General features: G+C 71.0%; 14 protein-coding genes and 1 pseudogene. 13 read left to right on the top strand and 2 right to left on the bottom strand.

Annotated features, from left to right (window positions below; genetic code table 11):
* Positions 1-156: 156 nt before the first annotated feature.
* The 3 genes from ACWD68_RS01025 to ACWD68_RS01015 all read left to right on the top strand — a co-directional run bounded on the left by ACWD68_RS01025 (position 157) and on the right by ACWD68_RS01015 (position 2,894).
* Positions 157-1,194 (top strand): NlpC/P60 family protein, encoded by a 1,038-nt coding sequence (locus tag ACWD68_RS01025; protein ID WP_451804285.1) that lies wholly within the window; start codon positions 157-159, stop codon positions 1,192-1,194.
* A gap of 124 nt (positions 1,195-1,318) precedes the next feature.
* On the top strand, positions 1,319-1,813 hold the full coding sequence (locus tag ACWD68_RS01020; RefSeq protein WP_451804283.1) for a DUF4913 domain-containing protein: 495 nt from the start codon (positions 1,319-1,321) through the stop codon (positions 1,811-1,813).
* 169 nt (positions 1,814-1,982) lie between these two features.
* Positions 1,983-2,894, top strand: a complete 912-nt coding sequence (locus ACWD68_RS01015; protein ID WP_451804281.1) for a hypothetical protein — start codon at positions 1,983-1,985, stop codon at positions 2,892-2,894.
* A 503-nt stretch (positions 2,895-3,397) separates the two neighbouring features.
* Here ACWD68_RS01015 and ACWD68_RS01010 read toward each other — a convergent pair.
* Positions 3,398-6,280 (bottom strand): AfsR/SARP family transcriptional regulator, encoded by a 2,883-nt coding sequence (locus ACWD68_RS01010; RefSeq protein WP_451804279.1) that lies wholly within the window; start codon positions 6,278-6,280, stop codon positions 3,398-3,400.
* A 255-nt stretch (positions 6,281-6,535) separates the two neighbouring features.
* Here ACWD68_RS01010 and ACWD68_RS01005 point away from each other — a divergent pair, with 255 nt between their 5' ends.
* The 6 genes from ACWD68_RS01005 (at position 6,536) to ACWD68_RS00980 (ending at position 17,416) form a co-directional block, all read left to right on the top strand.
* Positions 6,536-8,353 carry a hypothetical protein gene (locus ACWD68_RS01005; protein ID WP_451804277.1) on the top strand — a complete coding sequence of 606 codons (1,818 nt, stop codon included), beginning with the start codon at positions 6,536-6,538 and terminating at the stop codon, positions 8,351-8,353.
* Between the two features lie 326 nt (positions 8,354-8,679).
* A complete protein-coding gene (locus ACWD68_RS01000; RefSeq protein ID WP_451804406.1) occupies positions 8,680-10,107 on the top strand; it encodes a diaminobutyrate--2-oxoglutarate transaminase family protein in 1,428 nt (475 codons plus the stop codon).
* Between the two features lie 258 nt (positions 10,108-10,365).
* Positions 10,366-12,369 carry an IucA/IucC family protein gene (locus ACWD68_RS00995; protein WP_451804275.1) on the top strand — a complete coding sequence of 668 codons (2,004 nt, stop codon included), beginning with the start codon at positions 10,366-10,368 and terminating at the stop codon, positions 12,367-12,369.
* Positions 12,370-12,408: 39 nt separating this feature from the next.
* On the top strand, positions 12,409-13,203 hold the full coding sequence (locus tag ACWD68_RS00990; protein ID WP_451804274.1) for a GNAT family N-acetyltransferase: 795 nt from the start codon (positions 12,409-12,411) through the stop codon (positions 13,201-13,203).
* A 57-nt stretch (positions 13,204-13,260) separates the two neighbouring features.
* Positions 13,261-15,309, top strand: coding sequence for an IucA/IucC family protein (locus ACWD68_RS00985; protein WP_451804272.1), 2,049 nt, complete (start codon positions 13,261-13,263; stop codon positions 15,307-15,309).
* 88 nt (positions 15,310-15,397) lie between these two features.
* Positions 15,398-17,416: an ATP-dependent DNA helicase gene (locus tag ACWD68_RS00980; protein WP_451804270.1), complete on the top strand. Its 2,019-nt coding sequence runs from the start codon at positions 15,398-15,400 to the stop codon at positions 17,414-17,416.
* Between the two features lie 237 nt (positions 17,417-17,653).
* Here ACWD68_RS00980 and lexA read toward each other — a convergent pair whose 3' ends face one another.
* Positions 17,654-18,430, bottom strand: a complete 777-nt coding sequence (gene lexA / locus ACWD68_RS00975; protein WP_366696481.1) for a transcriptional repressor LexA — start codon at positions 18,428-18,430, stop codon at positions 17,654-17,656.
* Positions 18,431-18,948: 518 nt separating this feature from the next.
* Between lexA and nrdR the strand changes: the two genes are divergently transcribed.
* The 4 genes and pseudogenes from nrdR (at position 18,949) to ACWD68_RS00955 (ending at position 23,042) form a co-directional block, all read left to right on the top strand.
* Positions 18,949-19,500 carry a transcriptional regulator NrdR gene (nrdR, locus tag ACWD68_RS00970; RefSeq protein WP_451804268.1) on the top strand — a complete coding sequence of 184 codons (552 nt, stop codon included), beginning with the start codon at positions 18,949-18,951 and terminating at the stop codon, positions 19,498-19,500.
* A gap of 163 nt (positions 19,501-19,663) precedes the next feature.
* Positions 19,664-22,561, top strand: a complete 2,898-nt coding sequence (locus ACWD68_RS00965) for a vitamin B12-dependent ribonucleotide reductase (protein WP_451804266.1) — start codon at positions 19,664-19,666, stop codon at positions 22,559-22,561.
* 40 nt (positions 22,562-22,601) lie between these two features.
* Positions 22,602-22,790, top strand: a pseudogene (locus ACWD68_RS00960) (hypothetical protein); the annotation flags it as partial.
* Positions 22,791-23,042: a hypothetical protein gene (locus ACWD68_RS00955; protein ID WP_451804412.1), complete on the top strand. Its 252-nt coding sequence runs from the start codon at positions 22,791-22,793 to the stop codon at positions 23,040-23,042.
* The last annotated feature ends 297 nt before the right edge of the window (positions 23,043-23,339 follow it).

Here is a 23,339-nt window from a genome sequence, read left to right as displayed (position 1 = left end):
ACCCCTTCACCGGCCCTACGCCCTTGGCACGCACAACGGTCCGAGGCCCACGCCGGTTCACACCCTCCTTGAACCACCGGACACCGCAGCCCCGTTGTGCGGACGACCCCCGTATTCCATCCCGACACGGCGCCCATGAAGGGAACTTCGGTCCAGATGAGACGGATTGCGCACACACCCCGCCGGCGCACGGCGGCAGCGGCTGTCGGCCTGGCCCTCGTTCTGACGGCGTCGGCCCAGCAGCCGGCCCGGGCCGAGCCCACCACGCTCACCGAGGTGCGCGCCGAACTCGAGCGCCTGTACCACGACGCAGAGGTCGCCACCGGCAAGTACAACGCCGCCGACGAAAAGGTGACCGGACAGGAGAAGCGCCTCCGCGCCCTCACCGCCCGGGCCGACGTGGCCGAGGCGAAGCTCGGCCGCCTCACCGCCCTGGCCGGGGCGGCGGCCCGCGCCCAGTACCGGGGCGAGGGGCTCCCCGCCGAGATGCAGTTCGCGCTCGCCGACAACCCCGAACACGCCCTGGACAACGCCTCGTCGGCACGCCAGGCGCAGCGGGCCACACAAGGTGTGCTGACGGCCCTGGCAGCGACCCGCAAGACCCTGCGGGCCCGCACCGACGACGCCTCCGGCGAACTGAAGCGTCTTCGGTCGAGCCGCCGCGACAGGAACACCGAGCGCCACACGATCGAGAAGCACATCGCCACGGCGAGGAAGCTGGAGCGGCGGCTCGCGAAGGAGGAGATCGAGCGGATCGCCGCACTCGAGAAGCAGGAGGCCGACGACGCCCAGGCGAAGTGGGTGGACACGGGCATCCTCAAGAGGGTCGGCACCGACGCGACCGCCGCGGGCAGGAAGGCCATCGCCTTCGCCACCCGGCAACTCGGCAAGCCGTACGTGTGGGGTGCCGAGGGCCCCGACTCCTTCGACTGCTCCGGGCTCACCTCCCAGGCCTGGCTGGCGGCGGGCCACTCCGTCCCCCGTACCTCGGAGGAACAGTGGCGGCGGCTGAAGCACGTCCCGATCGAGGAGATGCGGCCCGGCGACCTCATCATCTACTTCGCCGACGCCAGCCATGTCGGGCTCTACATCGGCGACGGCGAGATCATCCAGGCTCCCCGCCCCGGGCGATGGGTGTACGTGTCGCCGGCCGCGTCGATGGAGATCCTCGGGGTGGTCCGGCCGGACGCCTGAACCCCTCTTCGTACAAAACCCGTTGTGCTCCGCACAGCACCCGTCGTGCTCCATGACCGAGCGACACGGAGCACCGACCGAACCGCCCAGGACATACCGAACCGCCCAGGACATCAGGAGGGCCATGACAGCCATGCCGACGGAGAAGCCCGAGGTCTCCGAAGCCGAGCGGGTCACCGCTCCGGTGGAGAAGACCGGCACCGGGACGAAGGACACGGCCACAGAGGAGAAGCAGCCCTCACCACCGCTGTTCATCCTCTACCTGCAAGGGTCCGCCTACGCGCACACGCTGCGTCAACTGACCTTGTGGACCCACCATGTGCTGCTGCCGGTCTACGGCAGGGAGGTCACGTCAGCGGCCCCTTGGTGCCCCCGCTGGTGGGAGCACCCCGAAGCGGTGGCCCAGCTCCACGGCCTGTGGCTCGCCTGGGGCGAACTGACCGGCCCCGGCTCCGGAATGACCGGACCCGCCAGTTGGCACCGCGACCACCTGTCATCGGTCATGGAGACCCTGCGGGACCCCCAGGGCCCCTTCGCCGGATGCAAGCCCGGCATCCACCGCCCGAAGGAGACGCCCACCATCGACGCCGTCGACCCGTTCGCGCCCCCGCCCGCCTGACGCCGCATCGGCCACGCGCCGGGACCGGCGCCGGGGCGGAAGACGGTGAACCGCCCTCCCGGCGGGCGCGTTGTGCTTGCCGAGCGGAGCACGTATCCGGTCGGCGGGGCCAGATCCGCCGCCGCAGGCTCCGCACGGAGCGATCCTCCACCCCAGAAGGAAGGGTGAAATGCCGAAATCAACGCATTCAGACGACAGCGGCAACTCCAATTCCAGCTCCTATTCGGCCGTCCGGGTCAACGACGACGGCAACGGCGGGCTGAGCGTACGCGGCTCGAGTCAGCCGGTCCCGGACGACGCGCCTCAGCTCCTCGAGGGAGCCGGAGCGGGCGTGTATGACCAGAACTCCGGAGACTTCTACGCGGTCAACTCCGACAACTCACGGGTCGCCCATTGGGACAAGGCCAAGCAGACGTGGGCGTGGCTCTCGGAGAACCGGGGGCGTATCGGCAAGGCCCTGCTCGATGTCGCTCCCACCCTCATTCAAGGTGCCTCGGCCTTCGTGCCCGGCAAGGCCGGCACGATCGTGAACGCGACCGGAGTCGCCGCTCAGGCCGGCGTGGGTCTCAACGAGCTTCGGGGCCAGTTCAACCAGTGGCGCGAGGGTGGCCGACTCGACGGGGTCCAACTGGCCACGAGCGCCGCCCGAATAGGGTCCGCGGCGATGAACACGTACGCCGCCGCCTCGGACCCGGAGGCCACGTCCACCAAGATGGTCGGTGGAGCGGGGAACTGGGTGGCCGGAGGAGCGACCATGACCGACGTGGTGCACCACGCCCACACGGATCCGGGCCGCCAGCCGCATCAGGACGCCGAGAACCAGATGTACGCGCTGCACACCAATCCGCAGCTCGGAATGCAGCCCGGTCAGTACCCGCCCGGGTTCGTTCCGCCCACACAGCCCGAGTCCTCGAACTCGTCGTCGTATTCGGCGCGGTCGCCCGTCATCGTGCCGGCCGGGTCCTTCAACCCGCCGAGGAACAGCACGGGTTCCATGCCGACGACCTCGACCGAACCGCCCACGGGCGGCGTGTCGAAGCGGAAGCAGGGCAAGAAGCCCGTCGTCCGCGGCGGTAGTTGACCACATCCGCCGGTCCGACTCACACGGCCGCGCCCTCGGGGCGCGGCCGTTGTGCCGAACCCGGGGGCGTACGCGGTCCGTTGTGCTTCACGAACCGGCGCCGGCCGACGGCCGGCGGATCCCCGCCGACAGATCGGAGAGGTACGGACATGTCCGTCAGCCATGTGTGGCGGCTCGCGTCGCAGGGCCTGCTGGAACGGCGCGGATCCGTGCCGCGGGGGACGGCTGGTATCCGCGCCAGGTCCCGCCGCGGCCCGTCGGCGACGTCCCGCGGCTTCCCGAGTCCCCGCTGCCCGCGGGCCTCCTCCCGCTGCCGGCCGGGTTCGCGTTGCACGGCGCGGAACCCAGCTCGGAGCCCCCGTACGGTCCCGTGCGCGCCGCGGGTTGAACCGCGCACCCCCGGAGGTCCGTTGTCGCTCGTGCTGACACCTCCGCCATGAAAGAGGGGCACCGTGGCGCATGGCACCCCGGCTTCGCCGGGCCGGAATTCCCTGGGCCCGCGCCTAGGGCGTGTCCTCCTCCAGACGGCCGAGCCTCTCGCGGACCTTCTCGGCGTCCGGGTGGTCGAACTCCGCGAAGATGGCCAGTGCTTGCTGCCAGCTGAAGCGAGCGGCCTCAGGTTCGTCGGCGTCCAGATGGACGTCGCCGAGGTTGCCCAGGGTGTGGCCCTCTCCCCAGCGGTTGCCGATGTCCTGGTGCGTCTTCAGCGCCTGGTGGTAGTACTCGACCGCGTCCGCGTAATGGTGGAGTCGGCGGTGGACCGTGCCGAGGATGTCGAGGGTGACGCCTTCGACCCAGCGGTTGCCGCCTGCCCGCAGGACGGTCAGCGCCTGATCCAGGCAGTCGACCGCCTCGTCGAACCGGCCGAGCCGCTGGTAGGCGTCGCCCAGGTTGCTCAGCGCGATTCCCTCGCCCCAGGCTCCGCCGACGGCCCGTTCGACGGCCAGCGTCCGGCGGCTGTACTCGACGGCCTTGCCGAGCCGACCGGTCTGCAGGTAGGCGTCGCCCAGGTTGGCCACGGCCGACACCCTGCCGTCGGTGTCCCCGAGCTCCCGGTAGGCGACCATCGACCGGTGCAGGTGGTCGATGGTCTCGTCGAGCCTGCCCGCACCGCGCAGCGCGGCGGCGGTGTCCGCGAGTGCCTGGGCCTCGCCCCAGAAGTCGTCGGCGGCGCGGGCGGCGGCCAGGCCGGTTCGGGCGGTGTCGAGCCAGTCGTGCGTATGGCTCCGGAGATAGAAGAACCCCCACAGGACGGCGGGCAGTCGCCAGGCGATGACGGGCTGCCCGGACCGTGCGGCCTGGTGCACCGCGGTGACCAGGTTGGCTCGCTCGGTCTCGCACCAGTCCAGGGCCTGGTCGTGCGTGGTGAACTCCAGCGGCCGGCACGAGGCGGGTGGCGGTTCGAGAGGGATCCGGCGGCGCTGCGGCGTGATGTGCGGATAGGCGGCGTCGGCGGTGTGCAGATACCAGGCGAGCAGCCGCTCGACGGCCCGCTCCCGCTCCTGCCGTGTCTCCTCGGCCCGGACGCGTTCCGCGGCGTAGACACGCAGCAGGTCGTGCAGGGTGTAGCGGCCCGGGAAGTGCTCGGTGAGCAGACGGGCGGCGGTGAGCTCGACGAGCAGGCCGCGGGTCTCACGCGGGAGGAGTCCGGCGAGGCCGGCCGCGGCGGGCGCGGAGATGTCGGGCCCCGAGTGCAGACCCAGCAGGCGGAACAGCCGTGCGGCCGGGGCGGACAGCGCCTTGTACGACCAGGAGAAGACGGCCCGTACGTCGACGGTGATGTCGTCGCCCCCGGCGAAGGCGTCGAGGCTGCCGTGACTGTCGCGCAGCTCCTCGGCGATGGCGCTGAGCGGGAAACCGGGGTGAGCGGCGGCATGGGCGGCGACGATGGCCAGTGCCAGCGGCAGCCGCGCGCACCGCGTGATGATCTCGTCGGCCGCGAGCGGTTCCGCCACCAGTCGGCCGATGCCGAGGCGGCGCGCCAGGAGGTCGTGCGCCTCGGCGGGCGTCAGCTGGTCCAGCGTCAGCGGATGGGCGCCCTCACCGGCGACCAGGCCGGTGAGCTGATTGCGGCTCGTGACGATGACCACGCAGCCGGGGGAACCCGGCAGCAGCGGGCGGACCTGCTCGGTGTCGCGGGCGTTGTCGAGGAGGACCAGCACCCGCCGCTGGGCCAGCATGCTGCGGTACAGCGCCGCCTGGGCGTCCAGGCCGGCGGGTATCCGCATCGGAGGGACGCCGAGCGCGTCCAGAAACGTACGGATGGCCTCGTCCGGCGTGACGACCGACCCTGTCGGATCGAAACCGCGCAGATTGATGGCGAGCTGTCCGTCGGGGAATCGGCCGGCGATCTCGTGGGCCCAGTGCACGGCCAGGGTGGTCTTGCCGGTACCGGCCATGCCGCCGATCGCGCTGATCACCACGGTGGACGGGGGGCTCCCGTCCTCGGGCAACAGGGCCCGGGCCCGGTCGAGTTCGCTGCGCCGGCCAGCGAAGGTGGGCAAGTCGGCGGGCAGTTGGGCCGGACGGGTCGCATGCGTGCCGGTCGGGAAGGCCGACTCCGGTGGCGGGTCCGCGGGCGGGTCGGACCGCCGGGGCGGGCCCAGATCCAGGGACTCGTCGGCCGCCAGGATGCGGTCGTGCAGGTCCTGGAGCGGCGCGGCGGGTTCGATGCCCAACTCGGCCACCAGGGTGCTCCGCGTTCCGCGGTAGGCGGCCAGCGCCTCGGCCTGCCGCCCGGACCGGTACAGGGCCAGCATGAGCAGGCGGCTCAGCTGCTCCCGCAGCGGGTGGGTGCCGGTCAGCGAGATCAGTTCGGCGATCACTTCGCCGTGGCGTCCGAGCTCGACGTCGAGGTCCAGCCGGAGCTCCAGCGCGGCCAGCCGCTCCTCGTTCAGCCGGGAACCCTCGGACTCGGCCAAGGGGCCGGGCAGTCCGGCCAGCGCCGATCCCTGCCACCCGCCGAGCGCGGTGTGCAGCGACTCCGAGGCGGCGGCCGGGTCCCCGGCACCCCGCAGCCTCTTCGCCTTGGTGACACGCTGCTCGAATACGGCGAGATCCAGGGCGTCCTCCCGGAAGCGGACCAGATATCCGTCCCCGACCGACACGACGACCCGCGGGGCGTCGGCCGTGTCCCGCTCGGGCTCGAGAACCTTGCGCAGGCGCGACACATAGGTCCGCAGGACGGACACGGCGGCCGCCGGCGTCTCGTCTCCCCAGACCGCGTCGAGGAGTTCGTCGAGCGTGACCGGGCGCCCCCGCCGTAACAGCAGCGCCGCCAGCACCGCGCGCTGCTGCGGCGAACCGAGGTCCAGTTCCTGTGCGCCACGCCACGCGCGGACCGGCCCCAGCACGACGAACCGCAGGGACTCTTCGTAGTCATTCACCCTCGGACTGTACTCAACGCCCCTTCTCGACAGCCGACTTGGTGGCGCGATACCGCCGGAGGGCCGTGCTGCCCCCACGGCGGTCCTGGTGCGCGGGCCGAGGCATTGAACCGTTCCCGGGCGGCGCCCGTTGCGCTACGCGGGAACCGTCGCGACGGACCCGACCCGAAGCCGGATGGCCGGGAACGTCCGGGTCAGGACCTCAGGGCCAGGGCCTCAGGGACTCAGGGCCGGGAACGTCAGGAAGGAAGCGTCATGAGCCGGGGCGAAGAGGCGGACGAGCCGAACACAGGGGGAGAGGACGTCGTGTCCGGTGAATCGCCGGACATCAGCGAGCCGGACCACGCCGGGCGGCCGTCCGAGCCGTCCGCGTCGTCCGAGCCATCCGCGTCGGCCTCGCGCTTCACGGTGGTCATTTCCGGCGACGGCTCGGCCGCCATCGACGGCGTCCCCGTGCCGACGCCGGAAGGCATGACGGTCGACGCGGCGATCCTGGACGCGCTGCACGGATACGCCCGCGACCGGAGCGCCACCGTGACGGCGGCCATCTCCGATCCCTTCGCGGGATATGTGGCGTTCGTCGAGGTCGCCCCCGATGGTTCGAGCAGCCTTCTGGAGCAGCGGGAGCAGGAGCGGGAGCAGTCGCCCGAGCCCGCCGAGCCGACGTCACCGGGACCGGGACCGGGACCGGCCGAGCGGCAGCCGACGCGGGCCGAGGACGCGATCGGTCGGTCCGCACAGGCGAGACCGGTTGACGGACCCGCACCGGAAGTCGCGCCCACGGATCAGGACGCCCACTCCGGGGAGGACCCTGATGAGGGCCTCGACGGGGATCTCGGTTCCGACGACGGTGCCGGCGCCTTCGGCGAAGACGGTGCCCCATACGGCGGCTCCGACATGGACCGCGGTGCCGAAGCCCGCGACGGCCACCTCCGTCACGACGGCGACCTCAGCCGTGACGACGTCCTCATCCGTGGCGACGTCCTCAGTCGCGACACCGACCGCGACGACGAGGGACCCGAGGGCGCGGGCTCCGACGGTGAAGGACCCGACGGCGAGGCGCACACGCCCGAGGGCCCGCGTCGGCACCACGACCAGGGGCACCCGCGGTCCGCAGGGCCACCGCCGCTGTCCGCCGTCGTCCGCCCGAGCCCGGAGATCGTCCGCAGGCGCGGCTCGCGCCAGTCGGACGAGGAGTACGAATCCCCGGGACTGCTCAACAGGCCCTTGGTCGTCGGGTCGGTGGCTCTCGGTGTGGCCGCCCTCGTCGTCGTCCCGCTGGTGGCCATGGGCAGCGGCGGATCGGACGACGGCGGGCGCCGGCAGCAGGCCGCCCGTGCGAGCAGCGGGACGAGCAGGGCGCCGCAGGCCCAGGAACCGGTACCGACCGCCTCCTCCCCCGCGGGCACGCTGTCGCCGACGCCCGGCGCGACCGCCACAGGATCGTCGGCCAGGCCGAAGGACACCAAGGGGGCGAAGAATCGCAAGGGTTCGCAGAGTTCGGAGGGTGCCGAGCACGGTGGAGGGGTCAGCGTCACGGTGACCGCGAGGCCGCCGCAGGCCACCGTGACCAGGAAGCCACCGCAGGACACCGCCGCCACCGCTGTGAACCGTCTGGCCGGGAACGACCCGTCCGGGCGGCACGTCTGCTACCGCGCGTACGTCTCCGGACAGGGCTGGCAGAAGCCCGTGTGCGACGGCACGATGGCCGGGACGTCGGGCCGGAACCGGCCGATCAAGGCCCTCAACATCGCGGTGTCCGGCACTGGCGGCTCGGCCGCCAACGCCTTTGTCGAAGACCCCGGGTCGGCCGACGGCCGGGGCAGGTGGAAGCCGCGGTGGACGGCCGTCATCGGCGACGGCAGGAACAACTACGTCGGCAGTACGAAGAAGGGCGCCCCGAACATGTCGGGCTTCGCCATCAACATCGGCAGCGGCCAGGTGTGCCAGACCACCAAGGTGCACGGATCCGACTGGGGAGGGCAGGACTGCGCCGACGCGCGCCCCGACTACGTCTTCGGCGGCGCCCTGGAGAACGCCCGCTGGCTCGAGGCCGTCAAGTTCACGGTGTGAACGGTTCGAACAGCCGTGAATCGGCTCGGTGACCCGGCGTCCTGAACCTCCCGCCCCTCGTCCTGAACTTCCCGCCCCCGCAGGTGCATACAACGCCCGATGGCGTCGGGCGGACCGGAGACGGACCGCCGGTCCCGGGGGTCGGGCTGGTACGGCAGCGGTTTCGGCACGGCAAGGAACTTCGAATTCACCCGCTTCCCAACGCGAGCAGCGTCGTTGGTACGTACGGGGGGTCTGACGCCTGCGTTCCGAACCCCCTGCCAACTCGCCTCTGGACAGCGGGAGGACCTGAAGTCGTGGCCGTGACCGATTCAGTGGTGGTGCCGGTGGGGGCGCCCGGGGAATCCCGGGGGGCGCGGGGTGATGGTGCAGCGGCGGCCGAGGGGGCGCGCGCGGCACACGAGGGGATCCTGCGGCGCCAGTCGGCGCGCGAATCGGCGGCACGGACCTACGCGCGTGCCCTGCCGATCGTTCCCGTGCGGGCACGCGGGCTGACGATCGAGGGCGCCGACGGACGCCGCTACCTCGACTGCCTCTCCGGCGCGGGGACCCTGGCCCTCGGACACAACCATCCGGTCGTCCTGGAGGCGATCAGAAAGGTCCTCGACTCGGGGGCACCTCTGCAGGTCCTGGACCTCGCGACACCGGTCAAGGACGCCTTCACCACCGAGCTCTTCCGGACGCTTCCCCCGCGATTCGCCGAGCGCGCCCGGGTCCAGTTCTGCGGACCGGCCGGGACGGACGCAGTGGAGGCCGCGTTCAAACTGGTGCGAGCGGCCACCGGCCGTACCGGCATGCTCGCGTTCACCGGCGCCTACCACGGGATGACCGCGGGCGCGCTCGAAGCCTCCGGCGGCGCGACCGACGTACGCGTCACGCGCCTGCCCTATCCGCAGGACTACCGCTGCCCGTTCGGCATCGGTGGCGACCGCGGCGCCGAACTCGCCGCGAGCTGGACGGAATCCCTCCTCGACGACCCCAAGTCGGGCGTAGCGCTGCCCGCGGGGATGATCCTCGAACCCGTCCAGGGCGAGGGCGGGGTCATTCCCGCACCGGACGTCTGGATGCGGCGGATGCGCGAGATCACGGAGGCCCGGTCCGTCCCGCTGATCGTGGACGAGGTCCAGACGGGAGTGGGCCGGACCGGCACCTTCTGGGCAATGGAACACAGCGGGATCACCCCGGACGTGATGGTCCTGTCCAAGGCCATCGGCGGCAGCATGCCGCTGGCCGTCGTCGTCTACCGCGACGACCTCGACGTCTGGCAACCCGGCGCCCACGCCGGCACGTTCCGCGGCAACCAGCTGGCCATGGCCGCCGGCACGGCGACCCTCGCCCACGTCCGCGAGAACGGCCTCGCCGAACGCGCCGCGACCGTCGGGGCCCGCATGCTGACCCAACTCCGGGGCCTCGCACGAGAGTTCTCCTGCATCGGCGACGTACGCGGCCGCGGCCTCATGATCGGTCTCGAACTCGTGGACCCCGAAGGGCCACCAAGCCCCACCCCCGACGGCCCGCGCCCCGCCGCCCCCGAACTCGCCGCGGCCGTCCAACGCGAGTGCCTGCGCCGAGGACTCATCGTCGAACTCGGAGGCCGCCGTTCCAGCGTCGTGCGTCTCCTTCCTCCTCTGACGATCAGCGACGAACAGACGTCCGCCGTGCTCGACCGGCTCGCGGACGCGGTGAAGGCGGTGGCACAGGGAGACCGACGGCTCGGCAGGGACGGCGCACGGGCCACCGGCGGTTCGCCGTGACGGTCTGACCGGCACGGCATCGGCCGTACGACGTCGGGCGGAACGTGCTGGAACCCCGTGGGCAGAGGGCGCGGCCTCGGCGAACGCTCGTCGGCGACGGACCACAACCCCGGCCAACGACCGTCACCGGCGCCCCACCCCCCACCGGCACCCCGCCAGCCCCCACAGCAACCGACCAGGAATGCCACGAGCCCAACGCGACCCAGTGCCGCCCAGGTTCGTCGCCGCACGAGCCCGAACGACCTCCAAGGAACTCTCGTGAACGCCACCCCCGCCCCCGACAGCCCTCCCCCCGCGTACGAGCGAGCGGCCCGCGGCACATCGACCCCGCACCTGTCCGGAGCGGAGTCGGTGCCCCGGCAGAAGGAGGGGGATCAGGCGCCGGAGCGGCGGCGAGAGCCCGGCCTCGACCTGCTGGATCACCCCGACACCCGGACGGCGGCGCAGGCCGCGGCGGTCGAGAACCTGCTGCGCTGCTGGGTACGGGAGAACAATCTCCCCGCCCCCGACGACGACACCCTTCACATCGCCCTGCCGGCCAGCGGCGCGGCCCTGCTCGTTCCCGTCCGGCACTGGTCCGCCTCCGGCTGGCACCGCTTCGGCCTTCCCCGCCTCGCCGACGCTCCCGACGACGCACCGGCCGCCGACGCGGTGACGGTCGCGGCACTCTTCGCACGGCAGACGGCCGCCGGAGCACCGACCGCGGGCGCGACCGTCCCGGCGCCCACCGCCGAGCGGGCGGGAGCCGCGCCGAGCCATCGCGAAGCCCGGCACTCGGACAACCCGGCCGGTGAAGGCGCCGACCTCGTCGGCCGCGTCGCGGACTCGGTCCGCCGCACCGCCGTGTTCATCAGGGACCGCAGGGAACACCCCGCCGACACACCCGACCTGTTCCTCGCCGCTGAGCAGGCCCTCCTCCTCGGCCATCCGCTGCACCCGACACCGAAGGGACGCGACGGCCTCTCCGAGGCCGAAGGACGGCTCTACTCACCCGAGTTGCGCGGCTCCTTCCCCCTGCACTGGATGGCGGTCGCCCCCTCGGTGCTCGCGGCCGACTCGGCGTGGACGGAGCGAGGCCGCCCCGTATCGGCGGAGCAGCTCACGATGCGACTGGCCGGTACCGACCTGGCGCTCCCCGACGGCTACGCCGCCGCACTGCCGCTGCACCCCTGGCAGATGCGCGAGATCCAGCACCGCCGTGAGACCGCGGTCCTGCTGGACGCGGGGCTGCTCCAGGACCTCGGTCCGCAGGGCACCGCTTGGCACCCCACCTCCTCCGTCCGTACCGTCTACCGCACCGGCGCCCCCGCGATGCTGAAGCTGTCGCTGGGCCTGCGCATCACCAACTCCCGTCGTGAGAACCTCCGCAAGGAACTCCACCGGGGCGTCGAGGTCCACCGCCTTTTGCGCGGCGGCCTGTTCAAGCAGTGGCAGGCCGTCCACCCCGGCTTCGACATCGTCCGCGACCCGGCCTGGCTCGCCGTCGACGGCCCGGACGGCAACCCGCTTGCCGGGCTCGACGTGATGATCCGCCACAACCCGTTCGGCCCGTCGGACGACGTCGGCTGCGTCGCGGGACTGGTCTCACCGCGTCCACACGCCCGACCCGGCACGCTCGACCCGGCAGAGCGCGGCCCCCTCATGCGGTCCCGGCTCAGTGAGATCGTCGCAGGGCTCGCCGGCCGCACCGGCCGCCCGCGCGGCGCCGTCGCCACCGAGTGGTTCCTGCGCTACCTCGAACACGTCGTACGCCCCGTGCTCTGGCTGGACAGCGAGGCGGGCATCGCGTTGGAGGCGCACCAGCAGAACACCCTGCTCCTGCTGGACGCGCAAGGCTGGCCGACGGGCGGCCGCTACCGGGACAACCAGGGCTACTACTTCCGTGAGTCCCGGCGCGCGGAACTCGATACCCGGCTGCCCGGCATCGGGGCGCACAGCGACACCTTCGTCTCCGACGAGGTCACCGACGAACGCTTCGCCTACTACCTCGCCATCAACAACGTGCTCGGCCTCATCGGCGCGTTCGGCTCCCAACAGCTCGCCGACGAGAAGCTGTTGCTCGCCGCGTTCCGGCGCTTCCTCACCGACGTCGTCACAGGCCCGTCCCGGCTGCGGACGCCGCTGCCCGCCCTCCTGCTCGACTCACCCGTCCTGCGCTGCAAGGCCAACCTGCTGACCCGGCTGCACGGCCTCGACGAACTCGTCGGTCCCGTCGACACCCAGTCCGTCTACGTCACCATCTCCAACCCCCTTCATTCCTGAGGAACACGACCCACCCCGCCTTCTGAGAGGAGCGTCGTCGTGCCTCCCACCGACGCGAGCACCGACGCCGGCACCGCCCGCGCCACCCGACCCGACCCCGGAGCCGCCCCCGGTCCCGGATCCCGCGCGGGCACCGGTTCGGACCCCGGCGCCGGCACGGACAGCGAGGACACGCTCGACCTGCGCCTCCCCGATGAGCTGATCGCTCTGCTCGCCGGAGACGCCGCGGACGCCGAGGCTCGTGACGGGACGGCGGACGGGGACGATCTTCTCGACCGTGTCGGCGGCTGGGGGCCGACCGCGACACCCGTCGGAGTCCTTCATCTCCTCCCCGCGCGTACCGAGCGCGATCTCCCGCTCATCACCCGCTGGATGAACGACCCCGCCGTGGCGGCGTTCTGGGAACTGGCGGGATCCGAGTCCGTCGTCGAGGAACATCTGCGCCGGCAGCTCGACGGCGACGGACGCAGCGTTCCGTGCCTCGGGACGCTGGACGGCACCCCGATGAGCTACTGGGAGATCTACCGCGCGGATCTCGATCCCCTGGCGCGCCACTACCCCGCCCGACCCCACGACACCGGAATCCACCTCCTCATCGGTGGTGTCGCCAACCGCGGGCGCGGACTCGGCTCCACCCTGCTCAGAGCCGTCGCCGACCACGTACTGGACAAGCGCCCTTCGTGCGCTCGTGTTGTCGCGGAACCCGACCTTCGCAACACCCCCTCCGTATCCGCGTTCCTGAGCGCCGGCTTCCGGTTCTCCGCCGAGGTCGACCTGCCCGGCAAGCGCGCAGCCCTCATGATCCGAGACCGGGCCCTCCGCGATCTGTCGTAGAGCCGTCACTCTTGGTACACCGCTCGTCCCGGATCGGTTCCCTGTCGAGGAGTTCCCGTGTCGAATCCATCCGCCACCCCGGCCGCCGGAGAGACGCCCGCCCTCTACGACCCACCCGAGCTGCGCGCGGACCGCTGGGAGCAGGCCGGCCGCCGCCTGCTCGCGAAGATGATCGGCGAGTTCGCGTACGAGGGGATCATCGAGCCGGAGCCGGAGCCGGAGCCGGAGCCGGAGCCGGACCTGGCCTCGATTCCGGCCTCGACCTCGACCTCGACCTCGGACCAGCCCTCCCCGTCGTCCTCGGTCCCGGTCCCGCCCTCGGTCCCGATCTCCGCCCCGGCTCCGTCCTCGTCCTCGACCGGGCCCCAAGCCGCCCCACCGCACCCGTCCTCCGCCCCGTTCTCCGACCCGCCCTCCATCCCGCGCGCGGCTCCCACCCGCACCCGCAGCGCCCCGTACGCCCTCCGCCTCGACGCGGGCGGCAGTCTGTCCTTCCGCGCCCGCCGTACCGCGTACGGCAGCTGGCGGGTGGACCCCGACACCCTCACCCTCACGGACGGGGACGCGGAACGCCGGCCGTTCGGCGACCCCGTCGGCTTCCTCACGCGCGCCCGCGGCACGCTGAGGCTCGACGGGGCGACGCTCGGGCACGGCATCCGTGAGCTGAGTACGACGCTCGCCGCGGATGCGCGCCTCGACCACGAAGCCCTCACGGCCGCCGAGCTGGCCGACCTGGGATACGCGGAACTGGAGGGCCACCAGACCGGCCACCCGTGGATCGTCCTCAACAAGGGCCGCCTCGGCTTCTCCGCACGGGACGCCGGGCACTGGGCACCGGAGGCCCGCAGGGCGACACCCCTTCCGTGGATCGCTGTGCACACCGGGCTCGCCACCTACCGCGGTGTCGGCGGGCTCGACACGGCGGACCGCCTGTACGCGCGCGAACTGGCCCCCGCCACCCGGGAGTCCTTCGACGGGGTGCTCCGCGCGCGCGGGCTCGCCCCGGAGTCGTACCTCTATCTGCCCGTGCACCCCTGGCAGTGGGACGACGTCGTCCTGCCCCTCTTCGCTCCGCACATCGCCACGGACGCGATCGTGCCGCTGCACTCGGACGGCGATCTGCGACTGGCCCAGCAGTCCGTCCGTACGTTCGTCAACGTGTCGCGCCCGGACCGGCACACCGTGAAACTGCCGCTGTCCGTCCTCAACACCCTGGTGTGGCGCGGCCTTCCGACCCAGCGAACGCTCGCCGCGCCCGCCGTCACCACCTGGATGCACTCCCTGCGCGAGGCCGACCCTTTTCTGCGCGACACCTGCGGGGTGATCCTGCTCGGCGAGGTCGCCTCCGTGGCCGTGGGACATCCGGTGTACGACGCGCTCCCCGAGGTGCCCTATCAGTACAGGGAACTGCTCGGGGCGATCTGGCGCGAGCCCGTCTCCCACCACCTGGCACCCGGCGAACGCGCCCGCACCCTGGCAGCCCTGCTGCACACCGACCTGGCGGGCCGTTCGTTCACCGCCCAGCTGGTGGCCCGCTCCGGACTCGCCCCGAGGGCCTGGCTGCGCCGTCTCTTCGCGGTGCTCCTGCCGCCACTGCTGCACTTCCTGTACCGGTACGGCACCGTCTTCAGCCCACATGGCGAGAACGCGATCGTTGTCTTCGACGGCCATGACGTCCCCGTGCGGCTCGCGGTGAAGGACTTCGTGGACGACATCAACGTGAGTGCGGAACCCCTGCCCGAGCACGCCTCCATGCCGGACGAGGTACGGCGAGTGCTGCTCACCGAGCCGCCGGCCTTCCTGATCCAGTTCATCCACTCCGCGCTCTTCGTAGGAGTGTTCCGCTACCTCGCACCGCTATGCGAGGAGCAACTGGGTGTTCCCGAGGAGGAATTCTGGTCTCTCGTACGAGCGGAGATCGTCCGCCACCAGACGCGTTTCCCCGAGCTCAAGGACCGTCACGAGATGTTCGATCTGCTCACCCCGCGTATCGAGCGGCTGTGCCTGAACCGTAACCGGCTGCATCTGGACGGTTACCGCGATCGCCCGGCACGCCCGCACGCCGCCGTCCACGGCACCGTCCCGAACCCCCTTCACCAGCCGTGACGCCCCGGCCCGCACCCGGCTTGATCACGCCTTCGGTTCCGGCCTTGATCGCTCGGTTGTCAGTGGCGCCCCGTAGGCTGGCAGCGCTATGACGAAGCCCTCACTCCCCGAACTCCTGCATGCTGCCGTCACTGCCGTAGGCGGTACGGAGCGCCCTGGCCAGGTGACCATGGCCGAAGCCGTCGCCGGTGCCATCGACAACAGTTCCCACCTGTTGGTCCAGGCGGGCACCGGTACCGGAAAGTCGCTCGGCTACCTGGTTCCCGCGCTCGCGCACGGGGAGCGGGTGGTCGTGGCGACCGCCACCCTGGCGCTCCAGCGGCAGCTCGTGGAGCGGGACCTGCCGCGCACCGTCGACGCGCTGCACCCCTTGCTGCGCCGCCGCCCCGAGTTCGCGATGCTGAAGGGCCGGTCGAATTACCTGTGCCTGCACCGCCTGCACGAGGGCGTGCCGCAGGACGAGGAGGAGGGCCTCTTCGACCAGTTCGAGGCCGCCGCGCCCACCAGCAAGCTGGGCCAGGACCTGCTGCGGCTGCGCGAATGGTCGGACGAGACCGAGACCGGTGACCGCGACAACCTCACACCCGGTGTCTCCGACCGGGCCTGGGGCCAGGTGTCGGTGTCGTCCCGGGAGTGCCTCGGCGCCACCAAGTGCGCCTATGGAGCCGAGTGCTTCGCCGAGATGGCCCGCGAGCGGGCCAAGCTCGCGGAGGTCGTCGTCACCAATCACGCGCTGCTCGCGATCGACGCCATCGAGGGCGCGCCGGTCCTCCCGCAGCACGAGGTGCTGATCGTCGACGAGGCCCATGAGCTGGTCTCCAGGGTCACCGGCGTCGCCACCGGCGAGCTCACGCCCGGACAGGTCAACCGCGCCGTGCGCCGTGCGGCGAAGCTCGCCAACGAGAAGGCCGCCGACCAGCTCCAGACCGCCGCCGAGGGCTTCGAGCGTGTGATGGAGCTGGCTCTGCCGGGACGCCTGGAGGAGATCCCGGAGGACCTGGGGTACGCCCTGATGGCACTGCGCGACGCCGCCCGCACGGTGATCACGGCCATCGGCTCCACCCGCGACAAGTCCGTCCAGGACGAGGACGCGGTACGCAAGCAGGCCCTGGCCTCCGTGGAGTCCGTGCACGCCGTGGCGGAGCGCATCAGCAACGGCTCCGAATGGGACGTCGTCTGGTACGAGCGGCACGACCGCTTCGGAGCCTCGCTCCGGGTCGCTCCGATGAACGTGTCCGGGCTCCTCAGGGAGAAGCTGTTCGCCGACCGCTCCGTCGTCCTGACGTCCGCGACCCTCAAGCTCGGCGGCGACTTCAACGGCGTGGGAGCGTCGATGGGGCTCGCCCCGGAGGGTACGGAAGGAGAGGACCTTCCCCAGTGGAAGGGCGTCGACGTCGGCTCGCCCTTCGACTACCCCAAGCAGGGCATCCTCTACGTCGCCAAGCATCTCTCGCGCCCCGCCCGGGACGCCGACCGCGGCGACATGCTCGACGAGCTCACCGAGCTGATCCAGGCCGCCGGCGGTCGTACGCTCGGTCTGTTCTCCTCGATGCGCGCGGCTCAGCTCGCGGCCGAGGAGCTGCGGACCCGCCTCCCCGAGTACCCGATCCTGCTCCAGGGCGAGGAGACGCTCGGCGAGCTGATCAAGAACTTCGCGGCCGACCCGAAGACCTGCCTGTTCGGCACGCTCTCGCTCTGGCAGGGCGTGGACGTGCCGGGGACCAGCTGTCAGCTGGTCGTCATGGACAAGATCCCCTTCCCCCGCCCCGACGACCCGCTCATGAGCGCCCGCCAGAAGGCGGTCGAGGAAAACGGGGGCAATGGCTTCATGGCCGTCGCCGCCACCCACGCCGCGCTCCTCATGGCCCAGGGCGCCGGCCGCCTCGTACGGGCTTCCGGGGACCGGGGCGTGGTCGCCGTACTGGACCAGCGTCTGGCCACGGCTCGCTACGGCAGCTATCTGAAGGCCTCACTCCCCGACTTCTGGTACACCACGGACCGCAATCAGGTCCGTAGATCCCTCGCCGCGATCGACGAGAAGGCGAGGACGATCGAGGAGACGGCAGCGAAGGCGGACGAGCCGGCGTCCGAGGCGGAGGACGCGTAGCGCCCTGGGCCCGGTCGGGTGCCGGCGCATGGCGAGAGGGCCTCAGAGGTGCACGTGACCTCTGGGTCCTTCGTCCATGAGGTCCGTTGCGAGGTCCATGGGAACGCTGGGCCACGCGCCCAAGGGGTTCGTGTCCCGGCCGGGCCACCGGCCGGGAAAAGCACAGGACCCCGGAACCGGCGCAGTTGGTTCCGGGGCCCGGTCAGGGGCGGGGGCGGGGGTCCGCCCGTCGCGTTGTCACACCCGACGCAGCACGGCCACGACCTTGCCGAGGATGGTTGCCTCGTCACCGGGGATCGGCTGGTACGCGGAGTTGTGCGGCAGCAGCCACACGTGCCCGTCCTCGCGCTTGAACCGCTTCACCGTGGCTTCGCCGTCGAGCATGGCGGCGACGATGTCGCCGTTCTCGGCGACCGGCTGGCGGCGGACCGTCACCCAGTCCCCGTCACAGATGGCGGCCTCGATCATCGAGTCACCGACGACCTTCAGGACGAACAGCTCTCCGTCGCCGACCAGCTGGCGGGGGAGAGGGAAAACGTCCTCGACCGATTCCTCGGCGAGGATCGGGCCACCGGCGGCGATACGGCCGACGAGCGGCACATAGGACGCGGCCGGCTTGCCCGCCGTGTCCGTGGGCTGCACCGACGACTGGTCGGAGCCCCGCACCTCGTACGCGCGCGGGCGGTGCGGGTCTCGGCGCAGGAACCCCTTGCGCTCCAGTGCCATGAGCTGATGCGCGACCGAGGAGGTGCTGGACAGGCCGACGGCCTGACCGATCTCCCGCATCGACGGCGGGTAGCCGCGCCGCTGCACGGAGTCCCGGATCACCTCGATCACCCGGCGCTGCCGGTCCGTGAGTCCCGAGCTGTCGGCCCGGATGCCTGGAGGTCGGCCAGGCAGGGAGCGCTTGGGCCCCTCATGATTCGCGGATTCGTTCATCGCATGCACCGGCTCGAGTCGGCCCTGGGAGCGCTCCTGGGCAGTGATGGTGGCGCTGTCTGCGGTGGTGGTCACGTCGGCCCCTCTCGATGGTCTCCCTGCTGGACAACGGTAGTTGCTTTCGAAAGGTTGCGCCAAACACACGTTCGAGTGAAAAAACGTGGATTATCTGCCGCGATCATGTGTCTGGGTGTATGGCTGGCCACGCGCCTCGCGGACAAAAGGGCTCATTGCTGTACCCTTCACCGCCGGAGGCGGCCGCCGTGCCGACCGACCTGGGCCGCCGTCCAGTCTGCCATTCGATGGCCGACCGGCCGGGAACCGCCCCCCTTCCGTGCGTCGCCCACGCTATCCCCGCGTGTCCGGGATGGGTATGCCTGTGCGGCACGTGCCCTTACGTGCACGACACGCGGGTCGTGGGCGAATTCACGGGTCAAGCCCCACATCTAGTGGTTGGATTGCGGCGGCGTCCCAGAAGTTGTGGTCCCCCGGGTCTTTGGACCCTCGGCTATCGCCTATGCTTGAGGCTGCTTCGAGGGGCCCGGGAGGTCCCGAGAGGTCTCTGAGTCGTGCTGTGAAGGAGGGTTGGAGCCATGCACTGCCCCTTCTGCAGGCACCCCGACAGCCGCGTCGTCGACAGTCGTACGACCGACGACGGCACGTCGATCCGCAGGCGCCGCCAGTGCCCCGACTGCTCCCGTCGTTTCACGACCGTGGAGACGTGCTCGCTGATGGTGGTGAAGCGCTCCGGTGTGACCGAGCCCTTCAGCCGGATCAAGGTCATCAACGGCGTGCGCAAGGCCTGCCAGGGGCGGCCGGTCACCGAGGACGCGCTCGCCCAGCTCGGCCAGCGGGTCGAAGAGGCCGTGCGAGCCACCGGAAGCGCCGAACTGACCACCCACGACGTGGGGCTGGCCATACTCGGACCCTTGCAGGAACTCGACCTCGTGGCCTACATGAGGTTCGCGTCCGTGTACCGGGCCTTCGACTCGCTCGACGACTTCGAAGCCGCCATCGCGGAACTCAGGCAGGTGAATCAGCGCCCCGCCGCGGACGACGACGACCCGGACGTGGTGCGCAAGGAGACCGATCACGGGCCCGCGGGAACCGCGGAGGTTCCCGTGCCCGCCACCGCCGCCGACTGACCGCGGGCCGGACCCTTCCAGGCGTCCGGCCCCGCCCACGGGCGGCGACCACAGACTTGCTGCGAAAAGGCCGTACCAGCGCCACACGCAGCATCAGACACAGACCGTGCCACGGGAAGTTCGCGGCACTTCAGCGCGTTTTAGCCTGTTACAGGGAGGCGGCATGACAGAGACGGCGAGCGGTCCGGCACGAGGTTCCCGCGCAAAGAGCGGAGCCAAGGCCAGCAAGGGACTGCGCATCGAGCGCATTCACACCACCCCCGGCGTGCACCCGTACGACGAGGTGGAGTGGGAGCGCCGTGACGTCGTCATGACCAACTGGCGCGACGGCTCGGTCAACTTCGAGCAGCGTGGCGTCGAGTTCCCCGGCTTCTGGCCGGTGAACGCGGTCAACATCGTCACCAGCAAGTACTTCCGCGGTGCGGTCGGCACCCCGCAGCGCGAAGTGAGCCTCAAGCAGCTCATCGACCGCATCGTGAAGACGTACCGGAAGGCCGGTGAGGACTACAAGTACTTCGCCTCGCCCGCCGACGCCGAGATCTTCGAGCACGAGCTGGCGTACGCCCTCCTGCACCAGATCTTCAGCTTCAACAGCCCCGTCTGGTTCAACGTCGGGACGCCGCAGCCCCAGCAGGTCTCCGCCTGCTTCATCCTGGCCGTCGACGACTCCATGGAGTCGATCCTCGACTGGTACAAGGAAGAGGGCATGATCTTCAAGGGCGGCTCCGGTGCCGGCCTGAACCTCTCCCGCATCCGCTCCTCCAAGGAGCTCCTCTCCTCGGGCGGCAACGCCTCGGGTCCCGTCTCCTTCATGCGCGGTGCCGACGCCTCCGCAGGAACGATCAAGTCGGGCGGCGCCACCCGCCGCGCGGCCAAGATGGTCATCCTCGACGTCGACCACCCCGACATCGAGGACTTCATCGAGACCAAGGTCAAGGAGGAGGAGAAGATCCGCGCCCTCCGTGACGCGGGCTTCGACATGGACCTGGGCGGCGACGACATCACGTCCGTCCAGTACCAGAACGCCAACAACTCGGTCCGCGTGAACGACACGTTCATGAAGGCGGTCGAGGAGGACGGCAAGTTCGGCCTCACCTCGCGCATGACCGGCGAGGTCATCGAGGAGGTCGACGCCAAGTCGCTCTTCCGCAAGATGGCCGAGGCCGCCTGGGCCTGCGCCGACCCGGGCATCCAGTACGACGACACGATCAACCGCTGGCACACGTGCCCGGAGTCCGGACGTATCAACGGTTCGAACCCGTGCAGCGAGTACATGCACCTGGACAACACGTCCTGCAACCTCGCCTCGCTGAACCTGATGAAGTTCCTCAAGGACGACGGCAAGGGCCGCCAGTCCTTCGAGATCGAGCGCTTCGCCAAGGTCGTCGAGCTGGTCATCACCGCGATGGACATCTCGATCTGCTTCGCCGACTTCCCGACGGAGAAGATCGGCGAGAACACCCGCGCCTTCCGCCAGCTCGGCATCGGCTACGCCAACCTCGGCGCCCTGCTGATGGCGACCGGCCACGCGTACGACTCCGACGGCGGCCGCGCGCTCGCCGGCGCCATCACCTCCCTGATGACGAGTACGTCGTACAGGCGTTCCGCCGAGCTCGCCGCGGTCGTCGGCCCGTACGACGGCTACGCCCGCAACGCGCAGCCCCACCAGCGCGTCATGAAGCAGCACGCCGACGCCAACACCACGGCCGTCCGCGTGGACGACCTGGACACTCCCATCTGGGCCGCCGCCACGGAGGCCTGGCAGGACGTCGTCCGCCTCGGCGAGAAGAACGGCTTCCGCAACGCGCAGGCGTCCGTCATCGCCCCGACCGGCACCATCGGTCTCGCGATGTCCTGCGACACCACCGGTCTTGAGCCCGACCTCGCGCTGGTCAAGTTCAAGAAGCTGGTCGGCGGCGGCTCGATGCAGATCGTCAACGGCACCGTGCCGCAGGCCCTGCGCCGCCTGGGTTACCAGGAGGAGCAGATCGAGGCGGTCGTCGCCCACATCGCCGAGAACGGCAATGTCGTCGACGCCCCGGGCCTCAAGCACGAGCACTACGAGGTCTTCGACTGCGCCATGGGCGAGCGCTCCATCTCCGCGATGGGCCACGTGCGCATGATGGCCGCGATCCAGCCGTGGATCTCCGGCGCGCTCTCCAAGACGGTCAACCTGCCGGAGACGGCGACCGTCGAGGACGTCGAAGAGGTCTACTTCGAGGCGTGGAAGATGGGCGTCAAGGCGCTCGCGATCTACCGCGACAACTGCAAGGTCGGCCAGCCCCTCTCCGCGAAGACCAAGGAGAAGGAGAAGACCGAGGTCACGGCGAAGGCCGAGGAGGCCATCCGTACCGCGGTCGAGAAGGTCGTCGAGTACCGTCCGGTCCGCAAGCGCCTCCCCAAGGGCCGTCCCGGCATCACCACCTCCTTCACGGTGGGTGGCGCCGAGGGCTACATGACCGCCAACTCCTACCCGGACGACGGTCTCGGCGAGGTCTTCCTGAAGATGTCGAAGCAGGGTTCCACCCTCGCGGGCATGATGGACGCCTTCTCGATCGCCGTCTCGGTCGGTCTGCAGTACGGCGTTCCCCTGGAGACGTACGTCTCGAAGTTCACCAACATGCGCTTCGAGCCGGCCGGCATGACGGACGACCCGGACGTGCGGATGGCGCAGTCGATCGTCGACTACATCTTCCGCCGCCTGGCGCTGGACTTCCTGCCCTTCGAGACCCGCTCCGCGCTCGGCATCCACTCCGCCGAGGAGCGCCAGCGTCACCTGGAGACGGGCTCCTACGAGCCCGCCGACGACGAGGTCGACGTCGAGGGTCTGGCCCAGTCCGCGCCCCGCGCGCAGGAGCTGAAGGCTGTCGCCCTTCCCAAGGTCGAGGCCGTGGCGGCCGAGCCCGCCCCGAAGCAGGTCCACACCAGCGCCGAGCTGGTGGAGATGCAGCTGGGCATCCAGGCCGACGCCCCGCTGTGCTTCTCCTGCGGTACGAAGATGCAGCGGGCCGGTTCCTGCTACATCTGCGAGGGTTGCGGTTCGACCAGCGGTTGCAGCTGACACCGAGCGCCTGCCGGGCGTGAAATAGCTGTTCAGGGCGGTGCGGCCGATCATCGGCCGCACCGCCCTCGGCGTTGGCCGACCGGAGGCGTCCGCACCGGGAGGCGGGCCCTTCGTGCGGAGCGGCGCCGGGAGCCGTGCGCGCCGCGGTGCGGCGCGCCGGGCATCCCTCGCCGGTGGCAGCAAGACCGCCGCCCCGGAAGCGAACATCACGCTGAGGACCTACTCCGTGAGGCTCTCGGCTTCCCACGACCGGCTTCCGGTCTCCCGGACGGCCGATCTGCTGGGCGGGTCGGCGGAGCCGAGGGAGATCCTGGGCCACCCGGCGGTCCTCCACTCGGACCGGACCATCGCCCTCACCTCCGGCTCCGGCAAGGCCCACGCCGGCCCCGGAGGCATCGCGCGCAGCCTGCTGGTCGCCAGGGACGTGAAGGACGGGGGAGGCTCGTTCGAGGTCGTCATCTGGTGTCAGGACACGTGACGCCCGATGACACGGCACTGCTCCGCGTCGCCGAGACGGTGCTGCCGACGGTCCTCGGCTGGACCAACGGCTGAGAGGCCGCTGAAGGAGGACGTGACGAAGCGGGGCCGAAGACGGGCGCCTGCCGGGAACGAACGCGCTCCGTCGGGCCCCGCCGGTGTGCGGGGGGCCGGGAAGGGCGGCACAGCCGATGGCCGTGCCGCCCTTCGGCCTTTTCATGGTCCTAGGGAGAGCGCTGTTTCGAAAAGGCGGTACTACGGGGGGCCTGTTTCGCGGAGGTCGTCACAGCGGGGGCCC

This window comes from Streptomyces sp. NPDC005141, from assembly GCF_053599975.1.
This window is presented reverse-complemented; position numbering and strand designations above follow the sequence as displayed.